24 protein-coding genes are annotated in these 22,013 nt (G+C 70.5%); 11 read left to right on the forward strand and 13 right to left on the reverse strand.

The genetic code is table 11. The annotated features are described in order from the left end of the window. Positions 1-29: 29 nt before the first annotated feature. Positions 30-641, forward strand: coding sequence for a bacterial proteasome activator family protein (locus ASD66_RS07405; protein WP_056684536.1), 612 nt, complete (start codon positions 30-32; stop codon positions 639-641). Here ASD66_RS07405 and ASD66_RS07410 read toward each other — a convergent pair. From ASD66_RS07410 to serS, 5 genes are all read right to left on the reverse strand, one after another. Then, positions 638-1,258: a hypothetical protein gene (locus ASD66_RS07410; protein WP_156388562.1), complete on the reverse strand. Its 621-nt coding sequence runs from the start codon at positions 1,256-1,258 to the stop codon at positions 638-640. The genes ASD66_RS07405 and ASD66_RS07410 overlap by 4 nt on opposite strands. Positions 1,259-1,272: 14 nt before the next feature. Next, on the reverse strand, positions 1,273-1,869 hold the full coding sequence (locus tag ASD66_RS07415; protein WP_056890444.1) for a hypothetical protein: 597 nt from the start codon (positions 1,867-1,869) through the stop codon (positions 1,273-1,275). Between the two features lie 70 nt (positions 1,870-1,939). Continuing rightward, positions 1,940-2,731, reverse strand: a complete 792-nt coding sequence (locus ASD66_RS07420) for a Cof-type HAD-IIB family hydrolase (protein ID WP_056890445.1) — start codon at positions 2,729-2,731, stop codon at positions 1,940-1,942. Beyond that, complete coding sequence (locus ASD66_RS07425) at positions 2,728-3,564, reverse strand: HAD family hydrolase (protein WP_056890446.1); 837 nt, start codon at positions 3,562-3,564, stop codon at positions 2,728-2,730. Before ASD66_RS07425 ends, ASD66_RS07420 begins: the two co-directional genes overlap by 4 nt. Next, complete coding sequence (serS, locus tag ASD66_RS07430) at positions 3,564-4,838, reverse strand: serine--tRNA ligase (RefSeq protein ID WP_056890447.1); 1,275 nt, start codon at positions 4,836-4,838, stop codon at positions 3,564-3,566. The genes ASD66_RS07425 and serS overlap by 1 nt, the downstream gene beginning before the upstream one ends. Positions 4,839-4,953: 115 nt before the next feature. Here serS and ASD66_RS07435 point away from each other — a divergent pair, with 115 nt between their 5' ends. Together ASD66_RS07435 and ASD66_RS07440 are read left to right on the forward strand one after the other, a co-directional pair. Then, positions 4,954-6,534: a diacylglycerol kinase family protein gene (locus ASD66_RS07435; RefSeq protein ID WP_056890448.1), complete on the forward strand. Its 1,581-nt coding sequence runs from the start codon at positions 4,954-4,956 to the stop codon at positions 6,532-6,534. A gap of 126 nt (positions 6,535-6,660) precedes the next feature. Then, on the forward strand, positions 6,661-7,146 hold the full coding sequence (locus ASD66_RS07440) for a nitroreductase family deazaflavin-dependent oxidoreductase (RefSeq protein ID WP_056890449.1): 486 nt from the start codon (positions 6,661-6,663) through the stop codon (positions 7,144-7,146). 139 nt (positions 7,147-7,285) lie between these two features. Here the strand turns inward: ASD66_RS07440 and ASD66_RS07445 are convergent, their stop codons facing one another. Continuing rightward, positions 7,286-7,681 carry a DUF4446 family protein gene (locus ASD66_RS07445; RefSeq protein ID WP_056890450.1) on the reverse strand — a complete coding sequence of 132 codons (396 nt, stop codon included), beginning with the start codon at positions 7,679-7,681 and terminating at the stop codon, positions 7,286-7,288. Between the two features lie 23 nt (positions 7,682-7,704). Next, the gene (pheA, locus tag ASD66_RS07450; protein WP_056890451.1) at positions 7,705-8,643 is read right to left on the reverse strand and encodes a prephenate dehydratase; all 939 of its coding nucleotides are present in this window, start codon (positions 8,641-8,643) and stop codon (positions 7,705-7,707) included. Positions 8,644-8,665: 22 nt separating this feature from the next. On the opposite strand from pheA, the gene ASD66_RS07455 reads away from it, so the two are divergent. Together ASD66_RS07455 and ASD66_RS07460 are read left to right on the forward strand one after the other, a co-directional pair. Further along, on the forward strand, positions 8,666-9,271 hold the full coding sequence (locus ASD66_RS07455; RefSeq protein ID WP_056684505.1) for a TMEM165/GDT1 family protein: 606 nt from the start codon (positions 8,666-8,668) through the stop codon (positions 9,269-9,271). A 25-nt stretch (positions 9,272-9,296) separates the two neighbouring features. Then, entirely contained in the window at positions 9,297-10,532 is a 1,236-nt protein-coding gene (locus ASD66_RS07460) for an arginine deiminase (RefSeq protein ID WP_056684501.1), read from the forward strand. A gap of 5 nt (positions 10,533-10,537) precedes the next feature. Here ASD66_RS07460 and ASD66_RS07465 read toward each other — a convergent pair whose 3' ends face one another. The 3 genes from ASD66_RS07465 to ASD66_RS07475 form a co-directional block, all read right to left on the reverse strand. Continuing rightward, positions 10,538-11,740 carry a hypothetical protein gene (locus ASD66_RS07465; protein ID WP_057294105.1) on the reverse strand — a complete coding sequence of 401 codons (1,203 nt, stop codon included), beginning with the start codon at positions 11,738-11,740 and terminating at the stop codon, positions 10,538-10,540. A gap of 273 nt (positions 11,741-12,013) precedes the next feature. Beyond that, on the reverse strand, positions 12,014-12,949 hold the full coding sequence (locus tag ASD66_RS07470; protein WP_056890453.1) for a DUF5926 family protein: 936 nt from the start codon (positions 12,947-12,949) through the stop codon (positions 12,014-12,016). A 10-nt stretch (positions 12,950-12,959) separates the two neighbouring features. Then, positions 12,960-13,733, reverse strand: a complete 774-nt coding sequence (locus tag ASD66_RS07475; protein WP_056890454.1) for a glycerophosphodiester phosphodiesterase family protein — start codon at positions 13,731-13,733, stop codon at positions 12,960-12,962. A gap of 31 nt (positions 13,734-13,764) precedes the next feature. Here ASD66_RS07475 and ASD66_RS07480 point away from each other — a divergent pair, with 31 nt between their 5' ends. The 3 genes from ASD66_RS07480 to ASD66_RS07490 are packed head-to-tail and all read left to right on the forward strand — an operon-like array spanning position 13,765 to position 16,462. After that, a complete protein-coding gene (locus tag ASD66_RS07480; protein WP_235529985.1) occupies positions 13,765-14,940 on the forward strand; it encodes a benzoate/H(+) symporter BenE family transporter in 1,176 nt (391 codons plus the stop codon). A gap of 53 nt (positions 14,941-14,993) precedes the next feature. Next, positions 14,994-15,587, forward strand: a complete 594-nt coding sequence (locus ASD66_RS07485) for an RNA polymerase sigma factor (protein ID WP_056890456.1) — start codon at positions 14,994-14,996, stop codon at positions 15,585-15,587. Then, positions 15,584-16,462, forward strand: a complete 879-nt coding sequence (locus ASD66_RS07490; protein WP_056890457.1) for a hypothetical protein — start codon at positions 15,584-15,586, stop codon at positions 16,460-16,462. Before ASD66_RS07485 ends, ASD66_RS07490 begins: the two co-directional genes overlap by 4 nt. Before the next feature lie 155 nt (positions 16,463-16,617). Here ASD66_RS07490 and ASD66_RS07495 read toward each other — a convergent pair whose 3' ends face one another. Then, positions 16,618-17,418 carry a hypothetical protein gene (locus tag ASD66_RS07495; RefSeq protein ID WP_056890458.1) on the reverse strand — a complete coding sequence of 267 codons (801 nt, stop codon included), beginning with the start codon at positions 17,416-17,418 and terminating at the stop codon, positions 16,618-16,620. Positions 17,419-17,562: 144 nt separating this feature from the next. On the opposite strand from ASD66_RS07495, the gene ASD66_RS07500 reads away from it, so the two are divergent. From ASD66_RS07500 to ASD66_RS07510, 3 genes are all read left to right on the forward strand, one after another. Continuing rightward, on the forward strand, positions 17,563-18,141 hold the full coding sequence (locus ASD66_RS07500) for a hypothetical protein (protein ID WP_056890459.1): 579 nt from the start codon (positions 17,563-17,565) through the stop codon (positions 18,139-18,141). A 207-nt stretch (positions 18,142-18,348) separates the two neighbouring features. Next, positions 18,349-18,900, forward strand: a complete 552-nt coding sequence (locus tag ASD66_RS07505) for a calcium-binding protein (protein WP_156388563.1) — start codon at positions 18,349-18,351, stop codon at positions 18,898-18,900. A gap of 192 nt (positions 18,901-19,092) precedes the next feature. Beyond that, a complete protein-coding gene (locus ASD66_RS07510) occupies positions 19,093-20,022 on the forward strand; it encodes a hypothetical protein (RefSeq protein WP_156388564.1) in 930 nt (309 codons plus the stop codon). 46 nt (positions 20,023-20,068) lie between these two features. On the opposite strand, the gene ASD66_RS07515 is transcribed toward ASD66_RS07510, so the two are convergent. Beyond that, on the reverse strand, positions 20,069-20,659 hold the full coding sequence (locus tag ASD66_RS07515) for a TetR/AcrR family transcriptional regulator (RefSeq protein WP_056890462.1): 591 nt from the start codon (positions 20,657-20,659) through the stop codon (positions 20,069-20,071). 97 nt (positions 20,660-20,756) lie between these two features. Next, positions 20,757-21,971 (reverse strand): ATP-binding protein, encoded by a 1,215-nt coding sequence (locus tag ASD66_RS07520; protein WP_056890463.1) that lies wholly within the window; start codon positions 21,969-21,971, stop codon positions 20,757-20,759. Between the last annotated feature and the right edge of the window lie 42 nt (positions 21,972-22,013).

Below are 22,013 nucleotides of genomic sequence, written 5' to 3' on the forward strand. Positions count from 1 at the left end.
ACGCATTGGGTGCCGGATAGGGTGAGCCCATGAGCGAGAACCAGCCCGAGGACCACGTCGTCGTCATCGGCCCGGACGGCCAGCCGATCGGCTCGATCCCCGCAGACGCGCTGACTCCGTCCGCGGTGAACGCCGCGCAGCGTGAGGACGGCGAGGGTGGCGAGGACGACGAGAAGCACATCACCGAGCTGGTGGAGCAGCCGGCCAAGGTGATGCGCATCGGCAGCATGATCCGCCAGCTCCTCGAGGAGGTGAAGTCGGCGCCCCTCGACGAGGCCAGCCGCAACCGCCTCAAGGAGATCCACCAGTCGTCGATCAAGGAGCTCGAGGCCGGTCTGGCACCCGAGCTGATCGATGAGCTGGAGCGGCTCTCACTGCCGTTCGCCGAGGGCACGCCCAGTGAGAGCGAGCTGCGCATCGCGCAGGCCCAGCTGGTCGGGTGGCTCGAAGGTCTCTTCCACGGCATCCAGACCGCGATCTACGCCCAGCAGGTCGCCTCGCGCGCCCAGCTGGAGCAGATGCGCCGCGCGCTCCCGCCCGGCATGCTCAACCAGGCCGCCGCCGGCCAGGAGCAGGGCGCGCCCGGTGAGGGCGCGCCGGAGCAGCAGGGCGAGGGCCCGGCGTCCGGCATGTACCTCTAGGTCGTACGCCGGGCAGTGATCGTGCCGGCGACCAGAGCGATCAGCACGACCCCGCCGATGAACGGCCAGGCCGGCAGGCCCTCGTCCGGATCGTCGGAGTCGGCACGCACGGCGTGATCGGGAGACGGTGACGCCGCCACCTGTCCCGGACCGATCGCCTTCTCGATCCGCGCCAGGGTGGGCTTGGCGGCGGGCTCGGAGCCGCTGCACGATCCGGTGAAGACGACGTCGTCGCCGGAGGCGTCGTCGCCGCGGCCGGCGTACACGCCCTGCGACGTGGTCAGGAACAGGTAGGGAGTGCCCTCGGGCACGTCGAGCCCGCACGCGGAGGGCTGCGCGTTCGTGGCCACGCGCATCACCGGCGAGACCTCACCCTTGTAGGCCCGGTCGACCGCGACCGTGAACACGCGGTGCTGGGTGCCGGCCGGGGCGTCGACCGAGGTGACCGAGCCAGTGAAGACCTGGTCGGCTCCTTCCACGAGCCGGGACGTCGGGACCATCGCGCACGAACAGGCCTGCGCGGGCCCGCCGAGGAACACGAGCGAGGCGGCCGCCAGCGCCAGCACGGCCAGGAGCCGGCCGAGCAGGGCGCCGTGCAGCCCAGGGAGTCGGGACACCCGCCCAGGCATGGTCACGCGCGTCGGGAGCGACCGAGGAAGCGGGCCAGCACGAGGACCACCCCGCCGATCAGGGCGAGCAGCAGCCCGGGAGCTACCGCCTTGGTGGCGCCGGGGGGCGCGGAGTCGTCGACACGCTGGGTCGTCACCTCGGTCTCCTCCGGGGTGGTCTGCTGGTCGGCCGGGAGCGTGCCCTTGCCGAGCACGCCCTCGACGTCGGCGCGCACCTCGGGCGAGATGGCCTGCGTGCCCTGCCAGCTGCGGGCCTGGAAGTCGGCACCGGTCACGGACCTGGCGACGAAGAGGTAGCGGCTGCCCTTCCTGATGCCGACGAGCCCGCACTTGTCGCGCTTGGTCGGCGAGCTGACCGTCACCTCACTGGTCACCCGGGCACCCTTGTAGACCCGGTCGACCTTGACGACGTACAGCGTGGTCACGCCGGCGTCGGCCGGGCTCGCGGTGACCTGCGAGACCGTGCCGGTGAAGACCGCGGTGGCCTGCTTGAGCTGCTGCGGTCGCTGGGGCGCGGGCGTGTCGCAGGCGTACGCCGTCGCCGGGCTGAGCGCCACCCAGCCGAGTGCGAGCAGCACGAGCACCATCAAGCGCCGCATGGCCACCTCCAGGATCGTTGTCAGGTCTCAGCGTCTCAGGTTAGACGGGCGGGCAACACGAAGGGGTTCCTCACAGCGCGAAGAGGCGGGCGAGTGTCGTGGCGACACCGTCGTCGGCGTTGCCGGGCGCGACGTGGTCGGCCACCCGGCGTACGGCGGGGTGTGCGTTCTCCATCGCGTACGACGTGCCGGCCCACTCGAGCATGGGTACGTCGTTGGGCATGTCGCCGAACGCCACGACGTCGGCGGCGTCGATGGAGAGCTCGTCGCACAGGCGGGCCAGCGTGGTCGCCTTGGTGACGCCGCGCGCCGACATCTCCAGCAAGGAGAACGACGACGACCAGGTCACCTCGAGCTGGGTGCCGACCAGCTCCTCGGCCCGGCGCCAGTAGGTCTCGGGGCCGATCTCGTGGTGGATCGCCAGCAGCTTGACCACGGTGTCGTCGAAGATCGACTCGAGCGGGCCGGTCGGGATGCCGAGCGGCTCCCGGTGCCGACCCATGAAGCCCTCCTCGCGGGCGAAGCCGCCGGTCTTCTCGAGCGCGAAGAACGTGCCCGGCACCGCCTTGCGCAGGGTGTTCGCCACGGCCAGCGCGGTGTCGCGCGGCACGGTCAACGCGTTGCGCACCGTGTGTGTCGCGACGTCGTAGACGATGCCGCCGTTGGAGCAGATCGCCAGTCCGTGGCCGCCGACGTCGGTCCAGAGCTCGTCCATCCAGCGGATCGGGCGGCCGGTGACGAAGACGACCGGCACCCCGAGGGCCTCGACGGCCAGCAACACCTCACGGGTGCGGTCGCTGACCTTGCCGTCAGGGTCGAGCAGCGTTCCGTCGAGATCAGTGGCGACCAGTCGCGGCGTCATCCGAAGTAGAGGTCGAGCTCGGCCGCGGCGCCGTCCCGGTCGACCGGCAGCGTCACGTGGTCGGCTGCGGCCTGCACCTCGGGCACGGCCTGGCCCATGGCGACGGAGCGCCCCGCCCAGGCGAACATCTCGAGATCGTTGCGGCCGTCACCGATGGCGAGGGTGTCGCCGGCGTCGATGCCCAGCTCGGCGGCCACGTGGGCCAGGCCGGACGCCTTGGAGATGCCCTGGGGGGCGAGGTCCATCCAGGCGGTCCAGCCGATCACGTAGTCGGTGCCGTGCAGGCCGAGCTTCTTGGCGAGCTCCTGGAAGTCGTCGACCGTGGCATCGGGGTCGCGGATGATCACGCGGCTGACCGGCTCACCGACGAGGTCGGCCACGTCGGTGATCGTCATCTCGCCCGAGAGCTCCCCGTCGGGGAACAGTCGGTTGACCCGGTAGCCCCTGCCGCGCTCCTCGACGCCGACCAGGGCGGTCGGGTGGTGCTCGAGCACGGCGGCCACGGCGCCCGAGGCGTCGAAGGTCTCCTCGTGCACGACCTCGACGGGCGGGTAGCGCAGCACGACCGCACCGTTGGAGGCCACGATCCAGGTGCGGTCGCCGCCGTCGAGGGGCAGCCCGAGCTGGTCGGCGATCGGTGTCATGCCGTGGAGCGAGCGGCCGCTGGCGAGCACGATGTGCGCACCCGCTGCGGCTGCCCGTCGTACGGCCTCCACCACGGTGGGGGTCACCTCACCGTGCACGGTGCCGGAACCCTCGACCCAGCGCAGCAGCGTGCCGTCGATGTCGAGGGCGATCAGCTTCGGCGCCCAGCCGCGGTCGGGGCTGGGCACTAGACCACCGGCTCCAGCACTTCGCGCCCCTGCAGGAACGGCTGCAGCGCCTTGGGCACCCGCACCGAGCCGTCGGCCTGCTGGTGCGTCTCGAGGATCGCCACGATCGCCCGTGGGATCGCGGTGAGCGTGCCGTTGAGCGTCGCCACCGGCCCGGTCCCGTCGTCGAAGCGGCCGCGGATGTTGAGGCGGCGGGCCTGGAACTCGGTGCAGTTGGAGGTCGAGGTGAGCTCGCGGTACTTGCCCTGGGTGGGGATCCACGCCTCGCAGTCGAACTTGCGCTTCGCGCTGAGGCCGAGGTCACCGGCGGCGGTGTCGATCACCTGGTAGGCGAGCTCGAGCTTGTCGAGGAACTGCTTCTCCCAATCGAGCAGGCGCAGGTGCTCGGCCTCGGCCTCCTCGGGCGTTGTGTAGACGAACATCTCCACCTTGTCGAACCAGTGCACCCGGATGATGCCCTTCGTGTCCTTGCCATGCGAGCCTGCCTCCTTGCGGAAGCAGGGGCTGAACGCGGCATAGCGACGCGGCAAAGTCTCGCCGTCGAGAATCTCGTCGGAGTGGTACGCCGCCATGGCGACCTCCGAGGTGCCGACGAGGTACATGTCCTCGCCCTCGATGCGGTAGACGTCATCGGCGGCCTGGCCCAGGAAGCCGGTGCCCTCCATGGCCCGCGGCTTGACCAGCGCCGGTGCGATCACCTGGGTGAAGCCCATCTCGCGGGCCTGCTCCATGGCCAGGTTGATCAGCGCGAACTCCAGCTCGGCGCCGATGCCGGTGAGGAAGTAGAACCGGCTCCCCGAGACCTTGGCGCCGCGCTCGAGGTCGATCGCGCCGAGCAGCTTGCCGAGCTCGACGTGGTCGCGGGGCTCGAAGCCCTCGGCGGCGAAGTCACGCGGGGTGCCGACGGTCTCGAGCACGACGAAGTCGTCCTCGCCACCGGCCGGCGCCTCGTCGGCGGCCAGGTTCGGGATGCTGAGCAACGCCTCCTGCCACTCGGCCTCGGCCACGGTCTGCGCCGCCTCGGCCGCCTTGACGTCAGCAGCCAGGATCTTGGTCTTCGCCAGCAGCTCGGCCTTCTCGTCACCCTGCGCCTTCGGGATGAGCTTGCCCAGCTGCTTCTGCTCTGCGCGCTTGGCCTCGAACGCGGCGATCGAGCTGCGTCGGGCCTCGTCGGCGGAGAGCGCACGATCCACGACGTCGTCAGAGAGTCCGCGCTTGGCCTGGGCAGCACGCACGCGGTCGGGTTCGTCTCGGAGGATGCGGGGATCGATCATGCGGGCAAGGCTATCGGGAGGGTGGTCCGCCGGTCGCGCCGAATACCCGGTTGGCCCCGGGGTGACGGCATACTTTGGGGCTGACCGCCCAGTAACCCCACGAAACGGCCTGCCTGTGATCGACCGCCCACGCGCCATCATCCTGAGTTGGTCCGCGCTCTGCTTCGGCTTGTTCGTGCTCATCACGGTGCTGGTCACCAACGCCTGGGGGCCCCTGCACGAGCTCGACCACGACGTCACCCGCTCGGCCGCCGAGTGGACCCGTGACCGCGGCGCCCTGCCCGACGTACTGCACGTCCTGGAGCTGGCCACCGGCACCATCGCCAGCGCCGTCGCCACGCTGCTGGTCGGCGTGCTCCTGTGGGTGAAGGGCCACCACCGGGCCGGGCTGTACGTCGTGGGGGTGGTCGCGTTGACGATGGCCTCGGTGCACACGCTCAAGTGGGTCGTCGACCGCGACCGGCCGAAGTGGTGGGTCCCTGAGGAGCAGCTGACCAACGGCTCGTTCCCGTCCGGGCACGCGTCGTACGCCGCGGCGATCGGTGGGGCGCTGATCGTCATCTCGGTGATGCTCGTACGCCGGCGCGGACTGCGGCACCTGACCGTGTGGGCCCTGGTGCTGGCCTTCCTGCTGATCTGCGCCGACCGGCTGCTGCTCGGACGCCACTTCCCGAGCGACCTGGCCGCCGGACTGCTGCTGGGTGCCGGCTTCGTGCTGCTCGGGCTGGCCTTCTACTCCCCGCTCCCGAAGAGCACGGCACTGACCACGGCGCCCCTGGTCGCCTCGGTGCCCGCATCGAGCCGTGACCTGCACGTCGTCCTGAACCCGATCAAGGTCGAGGACGTCGGGCAGTTCCGCGCGATCGTGTCGTCCATGGCACGCGAGGCCGGCTGGTCCGAGCCCTCGTGGCACTACACGACCGTCGAGGACCCGGGCACCGGCATGGCCCACGCGGCCTCCGTCTCCGGCGCCGACCTGGTGATCGTGTGCGGCGGCGACGGCACGGTGCGCGAGGTGTGCGCCGAGCTGGCCGGCACCGGCATCCCGGTCGGCATCATCCCGGCCGGCACCGGCAACCTGCTGGCCCGCAACCTCGACATCCCGCTCTACATCCGCTCCGCGATCGACGTCGCCCTCAACGGGCAGGACCGCGCGATCGACATGGTCGAGGTCTCCGGCGACGGCATCGAGGACTCGCACTTCATGGTGATGGCCGGCATGGGCTTCGACGCCGCGATCATGGAGGGCGTCAACGAGGACATCAAGAAGCGGGTCGGCTGGCTGGCCTACGTGCTGTCGGCGTTGAAGTCGCTGATGTTCCCCGCGGTGAAGGTGGAGGTGTCGGTCGACGACGGGCCGGCCACCGTGCACCGGGCCCGCACCGTGCTGGTCGGCAACGTCGGCTTCCTGCAGGCCGGCATGCCGCTGCTGCCCGACGCCTTGATCGACGACGGTGTGCTCGACGTGGTGCTGCTGCACCCCAAGAAGTTCCTGTCGTGGATCCCGCTGGCGATCCGGGTTCTGACCAAGCGGTCGAAGACCGACGAGACGATCGAGCGCTTCACCGGCCGCAAGGTCGTGGTCCGCGCCGCTGCCGACACCCCGCGCCAGCTCGACGGCGACTCGATCGGGTCCGGCCGCGAGCTGGTCATGGAGTGCATCCACGGCCGCCTGCTGGTCCGCGTCCCCCGCTGACTCCGCCTCCGCTCCCCGACCCCTCCCCCCCGGTGTAACGCGGGGTTACGGTCGCTCCACACGCGTTCTGACGCGGGCGAACCGTCAACACCACCGCACAAGTGCCGCGGCACTAGGCTGCCCGCCATGTACGACGTCTACGCGCGGCTGGTCCGGCCACTCACGATCCTCCTGGGCAGCCAGCCGTGGCTGCCCCGCATCAACAAGCAGATCGTCGCGGTCGACCGGTTCCTCCAGCGAGTCACCCGGGGTCGGATCGGACTGGTCAAGCTGGGTGGTCTCACCGGACTGATGCTGACGGTGGCGGGCGCCAGGAGCGGCGTGCCGCGTCGTACGCCGTTGCTGTGCGTGCCCCACGACGGGGGCTGGCTGATCGCCGGGTCCAACTGGGGCGCACCGAGGCCGCCGGCCTGGGTGGGCAACGTCGCTGCCGCCTCCGACGCGTCGGTCAACTTCGAGGGCCGGTCGTACGCCGTGGTGCCCCACGAGGCCGTCGGCGCCGAGCGTGAGGAGCTGTGGGCAGTGATGAACCGCACCTGGCCCAACTATGCGAAGTACGAGCAGCGCACCGATCGCACGATCCGGGTCTTCCACCTGCGCCCGGTCGGCTGATCCCGCTCACCTCTCACGCCGCACGACGGCACTTGTGCGGTGTCGTAGACGGTTTGCCCGCGTCAGAACGCGTGTGGAGCGTCCGTAACCCCGCGTTACTCCGGGGGGCGGGGGGACGGCGGCGGCGGCGGGTTTCGGGCTACGGGCGGGCGTGCCCGATCGCTTCCTCTTCCTCCGGGGAGAGCTGCTGCTCGCACTTCCACGACGCGATGCTCTTCGCGTAGGTGCGGGCCTCACTGCGCCCGTGGATCGAGGTGACCACCACCCCGTGACCGCCGTCGTCGAGCAGCGCCATCGACCAGCTGAGGTGACCGCCCATGTCGCCGAACGCGTCGTAGCGCACGACGGCGAGGTGCTTGAGCGCGTCGGTAGCCTCCCGACGAAGCGCCGCGACCTCCCGACGCAGACCGTGCACGTCCTCCGGCAGGGCGGCCTCACCTTCCCCGTTGCCGATCACGCGGCGGCGGGTCGTCAGGGACACGGCGAGGGCGACTGCGGCAAGAGCAATCGCAAGACAGGCAAGGACAATCTGCATGCCTCGCAGCCTAGTGAGGAGAGTCAGTGACCATCGCGCAGGCGCGCGAGCCAGCGCTCGGCTTCCCGGAAGTCCGCGTCGCCGGTGCCCGCTGCGATCTCCGGTCGTACGCCGTCCACGCGGGCGTAGGACCCGAGGAAGCGCACGTCGTCGCACATGCGGTGCAGGCCCATCAGCGCCTCACCGACCCGGGCCTCACCGATGTGTCCCTCACAGTCGATCGAGAAGCAGTAGCGGCCCAGGCCCTGGCCGGTCGGTCGGGACTCGATCCGCGACAGGTTGACCCCGCGCAGTGAGAACTCCTCGAGCATCTCCAGCAGCACGCCGGGGTGGTCGTCGCGGATGAAGGCGACCAGCGACGACTTGTCCGCACCGGTCGGCGGCGCCGGAGCCCCGGGCCTGGTGACCAGCACGAAACGGGTCTCGGCGTCGGCGGTGTCGCCGATCCGGTTGGCCAGCACCGCCAACGGGTAGTGGCTCGCCGCCAGTGGCGCGGTGATCGCCGCGTCCCACTCGACTCCGCCCCCGACCAGCCCGGCAGCGGCCGCGGCGGTCGACGACGTGTGCACCACCTCTGCGTGTGGCAGGTGGGTTGCCACCCAGCGCCGGGTCTGCGCCGCAGCGTGCGGATGCGTGGCGACGCGACGGATGGCCTCTGCCGAGGTGCCCCGCCGGGCCAGCAACGAGAACTCGATCGGCACCGTGATCTCGCGGGTGATCATCAGCGGCTCACCGGTGGCCAGCTCGTCGAGGGTGACCGGCACCGAGCCCTCGACGGAGTTCTCGATGGGTACGACGGCACCCGCCGCCTCGCCGTCCCGTACGGCGTCGAGCGCCACCGTGACCGTCGTGCACGGGATCAGCTCGGCGCGATCGGCGGCCGGCAACGAGCGCGCCGCCTGCTCGGTGAAGGTCCCCTCGGGGCCGAGGTAGGCGTAGCGGGCTGGGGGAACTCCGGGCATGGCCACAGGATAGGTTCACCGCATGGATCTGGTCGTGGCCGCACTCGCCTTCGGCGCCATCTTCGTCGTCGAACTGCCCGACAAGACGTTCATCGCCACCCTGGTGCTGAGCACCAAGTTCCGGCCCCTGCTGGTGTGGATCGGTGTCGGCCTGGCGTTCTTCGTGCAGACCCTGATCGCCGTGCTCCTCGGCAAAGCAGCCGGTCTGCTGCCGGCCGACGCCGTGCACATCGGCGCGACGGTGATGTTCCTGATCGGGGCCGCCCTGCTCTACCGCGAGGCCGCGAAGGCCGACGCCGAGGAGGCCGAGACCGAGCAGGAGTTCGCCGAGAAGGCGGGCACCGCCCCCAAGCAGGGCCTGGCCGCCGTCGGGGCCAGCTTCCTGGTGCTCTTCGCCGCCGAGTGGGGCGACCTGTCGCAGCTGCTGACCCTCTCGCTGGTCGCGAAGTACGACGACCCGGTGAGCGTCTTCGTCGGCGCCTGGGGTGCGTTGCTCGCGGTCAGCGGACTCGCCGTGATCCTCGGCCGGGTGCTGATGAAGTACATCTCGCTCAAGGCGCTGCACCTGCTCGGCGGCACGGTCTGCCTGCTGCTGGCCGGTTTGACGATCTACGAACTGCTCAGCTGACCCTGCCGGGACTAGAGTGCGTGGCATGTTCACGCACGGCGCCGACAGCGAGGTCGGAACCCTCAAGACAGTCATGCTCCACCGGCCCGGACCGGAGTTGAAGCGGCTCACCCCGCGCAACAACGACCGGCTGCTCTTCGACGGGATCCCGTGGATCAGCCGCGCCCAGGAGGAGCACGACGCCTTCGCGGAGGCACTGCGCAACCGCGGTGTCGAGGTGCTCTACCTGACCGAGCTGCTGACCGAGACGCTCGCCAGCGAGGACGCTCGCAACCACGCCATCACCACGGCACTCTCGGGGCTGCACCTCGGCGACACGTTGCGCACCTACCTGGCCACGGCCCTGCGCGAGAGCTCCCCCGCGGAGCTGACCGAGCTGCTCACCGCAGGCATCCGCAACGACGAGGTGCGCGGGGGCCACGGCCTGGTCACCTCGCTGCTGCCGAGCGACGAGTTCCTGATCGACCCGCTGCCCAACCTGCTCTTCACCCGCGACTCGAGCGTGTGGATCAAGGACCGGGTCGCGATCACCTCTCTCGCGATGCCGGCCCGGGCCCGCGAGACCCAGCTGACCGAGCTGATCTACAACGAGCACCCGCGGTTCCGCGACGCCCCCGGAGGCACCCGCAAGATCCACGGCTGGCACCACGAGCACGTCGAGGGCGGCGACGTCCTTCTGCTGGCTCCCGGCGTGATCGCCGTCGGCGTCGGGGAGCGTACGACGCCCGCCGGCGTCGAGCGACTCTCCCGCCAGGTGTTCCACGCCGGTCTCGCACACACGGTGCTCGCCGTACCCATCGCGCAGGAACGCGCCACCATGCACCTCGACACCGTGTGCACCATGGTCGACGTCGACAAGATCGTGATGTACCCCAACGTCGCCGACTCCCTGCAGGCCTTCACCGTGACCGCGAACCACGCGGAGACCGACAACTTCGCCGACCTGCAGCTGCACGTCTCCGAGGCGGCGCCGTTCCTCGTCGCGGCCGCCAAGGCCATGGAGATTGACACGCTCCACCAGATCGACACCGGCCTCGACCCGGTCACCGCCGAGCGTGAGCAGTGGGACGACGGCAACAACACCCTGGCCATCGCGCCACGGGTGGCCGTGGCCTACGTCCGCAACGACGAGACCAACGCGCGGCTCGAGGAGTCGGGCATCGAGGTCATCGCGATCGAGGGCTCCGAGGTCGGCTCCGGTCGCGGCGGCCCGCGCTGCATGTCGTGTCCGATCACGCGCGAGCCGCTCAAGGTCGGCTGAGACGACTACATCCGGGCGACGATCTTCTCCGCCATCGGCACCAGTCGCTTGCGCATGTCGGCCGGCGTCCAGTCGGCGTTGCCGTTGCTGAGCCCCGCAGTGAGTTCGACCTTGACGTTGCCCTTGAGCACGATCAGGGAGAGGCTGCTGCTCCCGACCAGCCAGGCCCGGTCACCCAGGTCGCGAACCTTCTCGCGGTAGTCCGAGACGTCGACCCGACTCTGTGCCGCCGCGAGCGCCGCGCCCGGCGTCGGGTGCGTCTCGATGCTCGCCAAGGGCGACAGCGAGCCGTCCATGTAGGGAAGCCCGTCTGCGCCCTGCTCCTCGCCGAAGGGCTTCATGGCGGTGGTCCGGCGGCAGGTCGTGTTCACGAAGTCGGTCGGGTACGTGCTCCCCGACGGCGTCGTGTAGGTGCGTGAGACGAGGTCCGGGGCAGCTCGATATCCCGCGCCCTCCTCGAACTCGTCGTGGGTGAAGACCGAGCACGCGTCGACCACGACGTCGCTGCCGAACTTCTTCGCCGGCGGGATCTCGGCCGCGTCGGTCGGGCGTTCGTCGACCCGCTCGTTCAGCACGCCGACGACCTCAGGGACTCCGTCTGTCGCAAACGCCCGGTCGTGACTGAGCGTGAGGGTCAGAGCGGCCGCGCCGTGGATCCAGGCCACTCTGGTGACTCGTTCGTCCGACTGGATGTAGCCGCCGTCGACGCCGGGGAGGGGCTCGCCGCCGTCGAGCAGCTCGGTGGGGTCTCCGAGGAGCTCCTTGTCGGCCGAGATGTTGATGTCCAGGACTACACGGGAGAGGTTCTCTCGCCTCTCCTCGACCGAGCCCACGCTGCACGACGAACGGGTGCGCGACAGTGGGTCACCGGGAGGCAGCGACTCGGCGTACTCCTCGCTGACCTCGTGAGGCCCTGCGGGGAGCGTGCCGATGAGTTCCTCCACGGTCGCCGGTTGCAGCACCGCGCAGGCGTTGGCATACGGCCCGGCCGCGGCGTTGCCCGCACCGCCCCCTGCGCCCCCGTCCTTCTCGTCTCCGTCGTCGTTCAGAAGGAGGAAGCCGCCGACGGCACCTCCACCGACGACGAGGACGACGAGTGCGAGAACCCAGACCCAGGCCCGCGACCTGCGCCGGGGAGGCGGCATCGGAGGGCCGGGCTGCTGCCAGTACGGCGGCGGAGGCGGCGGGGGTGTGGTTCCCGAGCTCATCGGAGTCCTCATCGGTCGGCCCGGGTCGTCAGCACCGCAGGGTGAAGGGTTGTGATCGTACGGCGACACTTGTGCACCGTTGTCGGCTCTTCCAAACCCGTCCGGAAACCACAAAAGGCCCGACCCACGGGGGTCGGACCTGAGGAAATGTGAAAGCCCGGCCGCTGTTGACGGGGGATACAACAACGACCGGGCGAGGAAAAACCTACGTCATGAGTGGCCCGAACACAACTACACGTCCAAAAGTCGATGTACGAAATGTCCGGGGACCCCTCAGCGGATCGTCACCTGCCGGTTGGCCAGGCCGGACCGGGCCGAACGCTCCTCGGAGGTGAGTTCCGCACCTGCCGCCAGGACCTCCGCGAGATCGGTCGCAAATGCTGCGGCTGGCGCCTCGAGCACGTCCGCACCCGTGCCCACCGGGAGGTCCCAGACCGGCACCAGGAGGCCGTGCGCGCGGAACATGCCGACGAGGCGACCACCCTCGACGAGCGCGTCCTTGCCCTGCACGTGGAGCTTCGCCAGCGCGGAGAGGAGCTCGTCCTCGGGCTCGGGCATCACCCAGCGCAGGTGCTCCTTGGGACCCACGTTGGTCCAGTACGCCGCATCGACGCCGGCCAGTCGCGCGGTCGGGTTGACCGCACCGTTGGCCTGCTCGAGCGCGGCCAGCATCGCCGGCGTCTGCTCCTCGACGTCGTCGATCCAGAACGCGAAGCCGTCGTGCACGGTGATGTCGAGGGGCGCGTCCTCGATCAGGTCCTGCAGGCGCGGGCCCTCGCAGGGAGCGTCGGTCAGCCCGACCACGCCGGCCTCGGCGGTCAGGGCCTTCTCCAGCACGGCGCCGAGGTCGCGGGCCGGGTCACCGAAGTTGTGCTGCACCTGGAGGCCGAGCCAGACCGCGCCGTCCTCGCGCACCATGGCCGGCGCAGCACCGGGCAGCAGCGTGCACAGCCGGACGGCGCGGTCGCTGTCCTTGAGCCGCAACGGGGCGCTCGCGGCCGGCACCAGCTCACGCAGCGCGATCAGGTCGCTCTCGGAGGCCAACCCCTCGAACGGCCGGGCCACGAAGGCCTGCGGCGGACCGTCGGCGGCACCGTGGCAGGCCTTGTAGCGGCGGCCGGATCCGCACGGGCACGGCTGGCGGGGACCGACGCCGCCCTCGGCCGGTGCTGCGGTGTCGCGGGTCTTCTTGCGTGAGCTCTTTCCCATGGCGGGCAGGCTACCCGCGCACGCGCTCCAGCATGTACGCCGGCCGGTCGGTGATGATCGCCTCCACACCGAGCCTGCGACACAACGCCAGCTGCTCGTCGGTGTTGACCGTCCAGACATGGACCCGGCGCCCTGAGTCCTGCAGCCGACGACCGAGCCCGGGGTGGTCGGTCAGCTCACGGATCCCCGGCCCGATGATCCAGTCCTTGCCGACCAGGCGCCGCAGCATCGGCCAGTGGTGCGCCTTCTCCACGAGCATCACGACCGGCAGGTCCGGGGCCATCCGCTCGACGCGTTGCAGGGCGGTGAACGAGAAGCTCATGACGCGGATCGGCGAGTCGGCCGTGGTCCAGCCGAACTCGCGGAGCAGCTCCACGAGACGACGCTCGACCAGGCCGCCGTACCGCGTCGGGTGCTTGGTCTCGATGGCCACCTCGATGCGCCGTCCGGCGTCGGCCACGGTCTCGAGCAGCTTGCGCAGCGTGAGCACCTTGCCGAGCTCGGGATCCATGTCGGGCGACTCGTCGTCGAGGTCTGACCACGGGTTCTTCCACGACGAGAAGTCGAAGGCGTTCAGCTCGTCGAGGTCCATCGTCGAGACCACGCCGCGGTTGCTCGCCGTACGCCGCAGGTCGCGGTCGTGCACGCAGACCAGGTGGCCGTCGGCGGTCAGTCGTACGTCGCACTCCAGGCCGTCGGCGCCGGTCTCGATCGCGGCGAGGTAGGCGCCCAGTGTGTGCTCGGCGATCTCGTGGCTGGCGCCCCGATGGGCAACGACCTGCATGCAGCGAATCGTGCCAGATACGCTGCCGTCCGTGACCTCACGCGCCGGTACGACGCACGCCGTGCTGGCCGGTGTCGTGTGCGGGGTCGTCGGGTTCACCAGCTCGTTCGCGGTCGTGCTGACCGGTCTGCGCGCCGTCGGCGCCTCGTCGGACGAGGCCGCCTCCGGCCTGCTGGCCCTGTGCCTGACGATGGGCGTGGGCACGGTCGCCTTCTCGTGGCGTCGCAGGATGCCCATCACGATGGCCTGGTCGACTCCGGGTGCCGCGCTGCTGGCCACGGCCGCCGTGCCGCACGGTGGCTTCCCGGCCGCGGTCGGCGCGTTCATCCTGTGCGGTGTGCTGCTCGCCCTGTGCGGGTTGGTGCGGCCGTTGGGCGAGCTGGTCGAACGCATTCCCACCTCACTCGCCAGCGCCATGTTGGCCGGCGTGCTCCTCACGCTGTGCGCGGCGCCGTTCCTCTCGCTGGTCGACGACCCCGCCGCGATCCTGCCGGTGATGCTGGTGTGGTTGCTGCTGACCGCCTTCGCCCGGCGTTGGGCCGTGCCCGGAGCTCTCGTCGCGGCGGTCGTCGTGATGGCCGCGCACGGCGTCTTCGGCGAGCTCGGAGCCGGTGACGCGACGCCGGTGGTGACGCTGGTGGCGCCGGCCTGGGACGGCGGGGCCCTGATCGCGATCGCGGTGCCGCTGTTCATCGTCACGATGACGTCGCAGAACATCCCCGGCATCGCCGTGCTCGCGTCGTTCGGCTACCGCCCCGGCATGCGCGGCCCGCTGCTCTACACCGGCACGGCGTCCGCGGTCGGCGCGGTCGGTGGCGGACACGCGGTCAACCTGGCCGCGATCTCCGCTGCACTGGCTGCCGGCCCGGAGGCGCACCCGGACCCTGACCGTCGGTGGATCGCCGGAGTGTCCTGCGGCGTCACCTATCTGGCCTTCGGGCCTCTGTCGTCGATCGTCACCGCCGCGGCCTCCGCGGCCCCGGCCGGCTTGATCGAGACCATCGCCGGCCTCGCCCTCCTGGGCACCCTCGCCGGCGCCGCGGCCTCGGCGCTGCGCGACGAGGACCACCGTGAGGCCGCGGCACTGACCCTCGTGGTGGCCGCGTCCGGCATGACGGTGGCCGGTGTCGGCGCCGCGTTCTGGGGGCTCGTCGCCGGGTCGGCGTACCTGCTGGTGACCGGCCTTGCGCGCCGTACCAACGCCTGATCCGGCGGCTCCGCACCCGCCGATTTCGGGCGGGTCTGGTAGAACCTCCGGCTATGCCGGGCGGTGAGGACGAACTCGAGCAGGCCCTGGGCCGGATGCTCGACGGTGACGAGTCCGGCTTCCGGTTCGTCTATCGCAGCATCCAGCCCGCACTGCTGCGCTACCTCAGCGTGCTGGTGGGTCCGGACGACGCCGAGGACGTCGCGTCGGACAGCTGGGGCCAGGCGGTGCGCGACCTCCGCAGGTTCCACGGCCGGGTCGACGGGTTCCGGGGATGGATCACGACGATCGCCCGCAACCGCGCCCTCGACCACCTGCGAGCCAGGGGCCGCCGTCCCGCGACGCCCACGCCCCACGAGGAGCTGCCCGAACCGGCTCCGGGTGACGACGCCGGGCAGGGGGCCCTGACCTCCATGTCGACCCACGAGGCAGTCCGGCTGATCTCGGCGCTCCCGCGCGAGCAGGCCGAGGCGGTGATGCTGCGCGCCGTGATGGGACTCGACGCGAAGACTGCCGGACAGGTGCTCGGGCGCAGCCCCGGTGCCGTGCGTACGGCGGCCCATCGCGGCCTCAAGACGTTGCGCGAACGCCTCGACGCAGGGGCCAGTAACACTTTCGGACCTCCCGACGCTGATGGAGTGAGATGAGCACGCGACACGGGTTCCGCCTCAGCCGCAGGTCTGCCGACAAGGCACTCGACCTCCGCGGTGGCACCGGCTCGCCCGAGCTGGATGCGCTGCTGGAGGCAGCCGCCGCTCCCGGCCCGACTTCCGGCGAGGTGTCCGGTGAAGCCGGAGCCCTGGCCGCGTTCCGCGTTGCCGGTCTCGCGTCCGCACCTTCGACTGGAAGGGCCACGTCCATGAAGCGCGCCACCTCACGCCTGCTGACCGCCAAGGCCTTGGCCGTCGGCGTCGTCGCCGTCTCCGGGGTCGGTGGTGTGGCCCTCGCTGCCACCACCGGTCACCTGCCCAACCCGGCCGCCGGCGACCATCCCAACCTGGGCAGGTCGCAGGACGCGCCGGGCCTGAACGCCACCGGCGACGACCCGGCCGCCGACCCGACCACAGGTCCCGCCGACCCGGGCGACGTGCCCAGTGCCGAACCCACCACCGGTCCCTCGCTCGCGGGCCTGTGCAAGGCCTTCCAGGCGGGTGAGTCCAGTGGCCACCCGAAGAACCTGACCAACCCCGCGTTCACCGCGCTGGTGACCGCCGCCGGTGACGAGGCCTCGGTGTCGACGTACTGCGTCGGCCTGGTGGGTGAGCCCACGGCGAGGCCTGAGCACCCGGCGAAGCCGGAACACCCGGCCAAGCCCGCGCACCCCGCCACGCCGACCCATCCCGCGAAGCCCGAGCACCCGGTCACGCCGATTCACCCCGAGAAGCCGGACACCCCCGCCACGCCGGAAGTCCCGGCCACGCCGAAGCGTCCCGTCACGCCCCCGGCGCCGACCCACCCCGAGACGCCGGCCACCGCCGAGGTCCCGACGAACCCGGAGCGGCCGGCCACTCCGGCCGACTGAAGACTTCGGACCGGCCTCCCCACCCTGCTGCGGCTGGTCCGAGCCCCTGAGATCGGGCGACAACCCCACATTGTCGCCCGATCTCTCATTTGTGAGGCCTCATCCGTCAGGTCTCAGCCTTCAGGCCTCATCTGCCAGGGATGGCGGGCCGTCATTCATTCGGCGGGAGCGGCCTCGGCGGTCGGCGAGCTGGTCGGCTCCTCGGTCGGTTCGGCGCTCGTCGTCGGCGACGGGTCGGTGCTGGGCTCGCTCGACGATGACTCGGTCGGCGTGGTCGACGCCGTCGCAGAGGGGTCGGTGCTCGGGTCCGCCGAGGGCGACTCACTCGTCGTGGGGTCGCTGCTCGGCGTGGTCTGGTCGTCGTCCTGCTGGTCCTTGGGCGAGTCGTTCGACGAGTCGCTGCCGGTCACCCGCGAGATCGTGGTCCCGTCCTTGGAGTCGGTGCCGCCGGTGATCGACGAGACCGTGCGCCCGGCGATCAGCTCGAAGGCGGTGATCACGAGCATGGCGGCGAGGAAGAACCCGGCCGCGACGAGGGCGATCTTCTTCCACGGCAACAGCGCGAGCCGTTGGCCCAGCGTCGGGGCGTCAGGTTCGTCGGTGGCGTGCGCCAGCTCGGCCCGCGCCTCGTCAAGGTCTTCCTCGGCCCGCCCCAGTCGGCCCTCGACCTCGCGCTCGTCCGACGTACGACCGGCCCGGCGCACCTGGGACTGCGCGGACTCCACGGCAGACTGGGCCGCCTTCTGCGCAACCGCGATGCGGTGCCTGCTGCGCGCCAGCCCCTGGGAGTAGAAGGCGCTGGAGACGGTCAAGGCGAGACTGCCCAGTGCCGCGCCGATCAGCGTGCCGGCGGCGCCCAGGGTCGAGAGCATCACGGCGGTCGAGACCGCGGCCAAGGCACCACCGAAGGCCTTGATCCAGTCGATCTCAAGTCGTGGCTTCTCGTCGTCAGTCATTACGCTCGAGTATGCCGGAGTGACCGAGGCCACGGCCGCCGTCCACCCTCACTGGAGGTGGGCTCCTCGGACCATTTTCCGCGTTCCGCAACGCTACTGGCGACCCGCTCCTAGCCTGAGCCGACTACAGAGAGCGGGTTCGGAATGAGCAGGTCCCGCAGTCGACTCCTGGCCGCAGGTGCCCTGGCCGTGGGCGTGGTGCTGGCCGGGATGCCTGTGGGCAGCCCGGCTGTCGGTGAGCCCGAGTCGTGCCGGGGCGTCGCGGCCACCATTGTCGGCAAGCCCGGCAGACCGATCGGCGGCACCAACACCCGAGACGTGATCGTCACCAATGGCGCCAGCGACGTCTACGCCCGTGGCGGTGACGACCTGATCTGCGTCACCAACATCGCCGGCCACAGTGTCGAGGACAGGGTCACGATCTCCGCCGGTGACGGTCGCGACACCATCGACACGACAGCGACTCACGGCGTTGGCAGCAGTGCCTATCTCGGCGCGGGTGACGACACCTACATCGGCGGCTCCGACCGAGACTGGGTGGAAGCTGCCGATCCCTGGAGCGAGACGAGTCCCGCCGAAGGCACTGACTCGATCGACACGAGCGGCGGGCCCGACTACGTCCTCACCGGCGGCACCCCGGCGGTCCCCGACGGCGACAGCATCGACCTGGGTCCAGGCGCCGACCAGATCGAGGTCATCGGCGCCCTCGCACCCACGTCCTAGGCGGCGGGAACCGGCTCAGACCTGTTGACCGTCGCACGACTGACACCGCGAGGCACGTGGGTCTTCGACAATGCGGCCGGCCGTGCGTCGCGCAACGGGTCGACCGTCCTGTCATGGACATCCTTCGAGCGATTCGAGCTCAACCACAGTCGCAACAGCACGGTGTCGTTCACCGGAGGCCCTCGTGCCGAGCACGTTCGCTCGCTCGTGGCCCTGGATCGGGCGTCGCTCGGTGAGGGCAACGACACCCTCGAGGTCTGGCCCGAGAGACTGGCCGATTCTCCGGCCATGAGGATCGCGGGCGCGGGCGGCAACGACCTCCTGCGCCTGGGGCGCGGTGACAACGACGGCAACGTCGACCTCGACCTCGCCGCGGGCACGGTCCGATTCGTACGTCCGACTCAGGCCGGCCGCACGTCGCGGGTCACTGGCTTCGAGCGCACCCACGTGTACGCCATGTGGGCCCGTGTCCTCGGCACCACCGGTGCCGACCGGATCGGCTGGGATGCGTGCCACGGTTCCGTGTCGGGCCGCACCGGTGACGATGCACTGATCTACCTCCCGATCCAGGGGGATTCCTGCGGCTACATGGGCGACGCGGCCACGATCCGCATCTACGGCGGCCGCGGCAACGACCAGCTCCGAGGCGGCTTCATGCCCGACGTACTCCTTGGAGGTAGCGGCCGTGACACCGCTGACGGACGCGCCGGCCGCGATCTGTGTCGGGTCGAGTTCGCTCAGCACTGTGAACGCCGCTGAGGCCACCGCCCCGATTCAGTGGCCGTGAACCCCGCCGTGCAGGACAGGCTGGCGCGAATGTCTCCTTGGGCCGACGCGGCAGAAACCGGTTGACTCCGCCACAACCGGCCCTCATATTAGATGGCGTCATCTAGATTGCCGTCTCTATCTCGGGGAGTCCCCATGTTCCGTCTGCGCAGGTCCGCGCCACACGTGGCGCTGGCAGCCGCTGCACTGGCAACCGTGCCGTACGTGGTCCTGAAGCTGATGTGGTTGAGCGGCTCCACGATCGGAATCACCGACGCCGCGGCGGACGCCGAGATGGAGGGCACCCGGTTCGTGGTGGGCAACGTCGTCACCGTCCTGCTGATCCTGGTGGCCCTGCTCTTCCTGATTGCCCTGACCAGACCATGGGCCCAGAGGGTGCCGACCGGGATCGTGTTCGTGCTGGGTGCTGGCGCCACGGGACTGCTGGCTCCGATCCTGCTGGGTCTGCCGCTCGGGATGGCGATCCAGCTGACAGTGCTCGGCGAGGTGAAACCGGCCGAGGACACCGGCATGGCGCCGTGGGTGTTCGGGCTCGTCTACAGCGGGTTCGGGCTTCTCGCGGTCGCAATGGCCGTTCTGGTGGCGGCATACGTCGTGGACCGGTGGGGTCGTCTCATCGCGCGGCCGCCGCGCCGGCCATCGTCGGCGGCCACTCTCGGTGGTGCCTTCGGATTGCTGCCCTTCGCCGGCGCCATGGGCTACTGGGGCACGTTCGGGCCGGGGACGAGCGGACCGCAAGGCATGGACCTGCCGGCCCAGCGAACCGTCCTGGTTGTCACGGGAGTCTTGGCCGTCGCGGCGTTCGTCGTTCCGTTCCTGTCGCAGCCCGCCCGTCGGTGGCCGCGAATCGCCTGGTTGATCACCTGGACCGGCTGCTGCGTCAGCGCACTGCAGGGGCCGACCCTGATCCTGCTCGCACAGGATGGCGACATCCGACCGGCGATTGCTCTCATCGCGCTGATGGCGGTCCCGGGCAGCGCCATCTACGGCCTCGCCCTGCTCCGCGCGCACACGTCCGCGCCATCCGCGGCCGCGGAGGATCCTCGGGTCGACCGGGAAGCTGATCTCCAGTCTCCGATCCCGGATCCGGGCTGAGCGCGAGAACGCAGTCGCGTGCCCCAGCCGACACGACCTCCAGCGTTCAGGTCAGGTCATCGTCCAAGAGCGCGATCGCGCGACTGGCGCTCGCGATCGGCACGTCCATCCACACCGGGATCTGACCGCCGACCAGACTCCGCACCATTCCGTACGGCGTGTCCCGGCAGGCCAGCGCCACCAACTCGAGACCTCTCGGCACGGTACGGCCGAAACGGCGTTGCGTGAGGCTCGCAAGGTGCGCGGCGACTGGGTCGTTGAGCCCCTCGAGTTCCGTCACCAGGTCGGCGGGCGGGTCGGCCATCAAGGTCGCGTAGCGGTAGAGGGTCAGCGTTCGAGCTTCGGCGGGGTGCTCGCGACAGAACGTGGGGATCAGGAGGCCGGTGGCCACGATGGCGTCGACCGGGTCATCAGTCGCAGGCAGGGTGGCGAAGGTGCCGTGGAAGCGTTTCACGCATCGCACCCACGCCGACACGAACAGCGAACGGCGGGAGGGAAAGCGGTGATAGATGGATCCCGAGGGTGCCCTCAGGACTGACGTCACATCGGCGATCGTGGCCGCGTGACCCCGCTGATGCACGACTCCTATCGCCGCATCCAGGATCTCCTCCCGCGAGTAGAGCGCGCTCCTGGCCATCCGCACATAGTAGTGCGGATCTAGAAGCGCCTCTCTAGTGCCTGAAGCACGCCGGGGCGAAGTGCCCCTGCCGACTCACCTGCACGGGTGGTTCAGGTCAGGCGTGGTCGCGCAGGTAGCGGCCGAAGTGGGGCACGGTGAACGCGATCCGGCCGCGTTCGCCTGAGTAGATCAGGCCCTTCTTCAGCAGCGAATCGCGTGCTGGGGAAAGGGATTGGGGCTTCTTGCCCAGCTCGGTCGCCACGTCAGCGGTCGGCACCGAGCCGATGTCGTCGAGCTCCTCCTCGCCCTTCTCGGCGATCGCGACCGCGGCGTCGGCCATGGCGCGGAGGTACTCGCGCTCCCCCGGCGTCGCGCGCTCGTAACGGCTCCCGAAGAAGCCGACGGCGAGCTCGGTCTCGGCCTCGGGCGCAGCGACGGCGACGTCCTCACCGGTGATCGGTGAACGGGGCGCGAGGTCCCAGACCGCCTTGCCGTAGGCCTGGATGAAGTAGGGATAGCCACCCGTCGCGGCGTACATCGCGGCCAGCGCCTCCTCGGTGTAGCAGGCGTCCTCGTCCTCGGCCGGCGCGGAGAGCGCGCGGTCCGCGGCCTCGCGGGCCAGCCGGTCGATGCGCTGGTAACGGAAGAGCCGCTCGGAGTAGGACTTGCTGGCCGAGAGCACGGCGGGCAGGTGCGGCAGTCCGGCACCGACGACGATCACCGGCAGCCCGGACTGGCTGATCTCGTGGCACGCCGCGCACAACGCGGACACGTCGTCGGGGCCGAGGTCCTGCATCTCGTCGATGAACACCGCGACACCTTTGCCGACGTCGGCGGCCAGGCCACCGAGGTCGGTGAACAGCTCGACCAGGTCGATCTCGATGTCACCGGAGTCGGCGCGGCCCTTGACCACAGGGGCGTCGATGCCGGGGTTCCACTGCTCACGCAGCTTCGCATTGGGTCCGGCGTCGCGCTGCGCGAACGCCCGGATCACGCCGAGCACGTGGTCGACGTCGTCGGACTGCGGGTGCCCGAGCTCGCGCACCGCCTGATGCAACGCCGACGACAGCGGACGGCGCAGCCCCTGGTCGGGTCGCGCCTCCAGCTTGCCGGTGCCCCAGTGGCGGCGTACGGCGGCCGAGCGCAGCGCGTTGAGCAGCACGGTCTTGCCGACACCGCGCAGCCCCGTCAGCACCAGTGACCGCTCGGGCCTGCCCCGTGCGATCCGTTCGAGGACGACGTCGAAGGCGCCGAGCTGTTCGTCGCGTCCGGCGAGCTCGGGAGGGCGCTGGCCGGCGCCGGGAGCATAGGGGTTACGGATCGGGTCCACGATCGAACACTATCGAGGAGTCTAGGAATCTCCGTAGACATT

It is taken from the genome of Nocardioides sp. Root151, assembly GCF_001427925.1.
Classification (GTDB): domain Bacteria; phylum Actinomycetota; class Actinomycetes; order Propionibacteriales; family Nocardioidaceae; genus Nocardioides.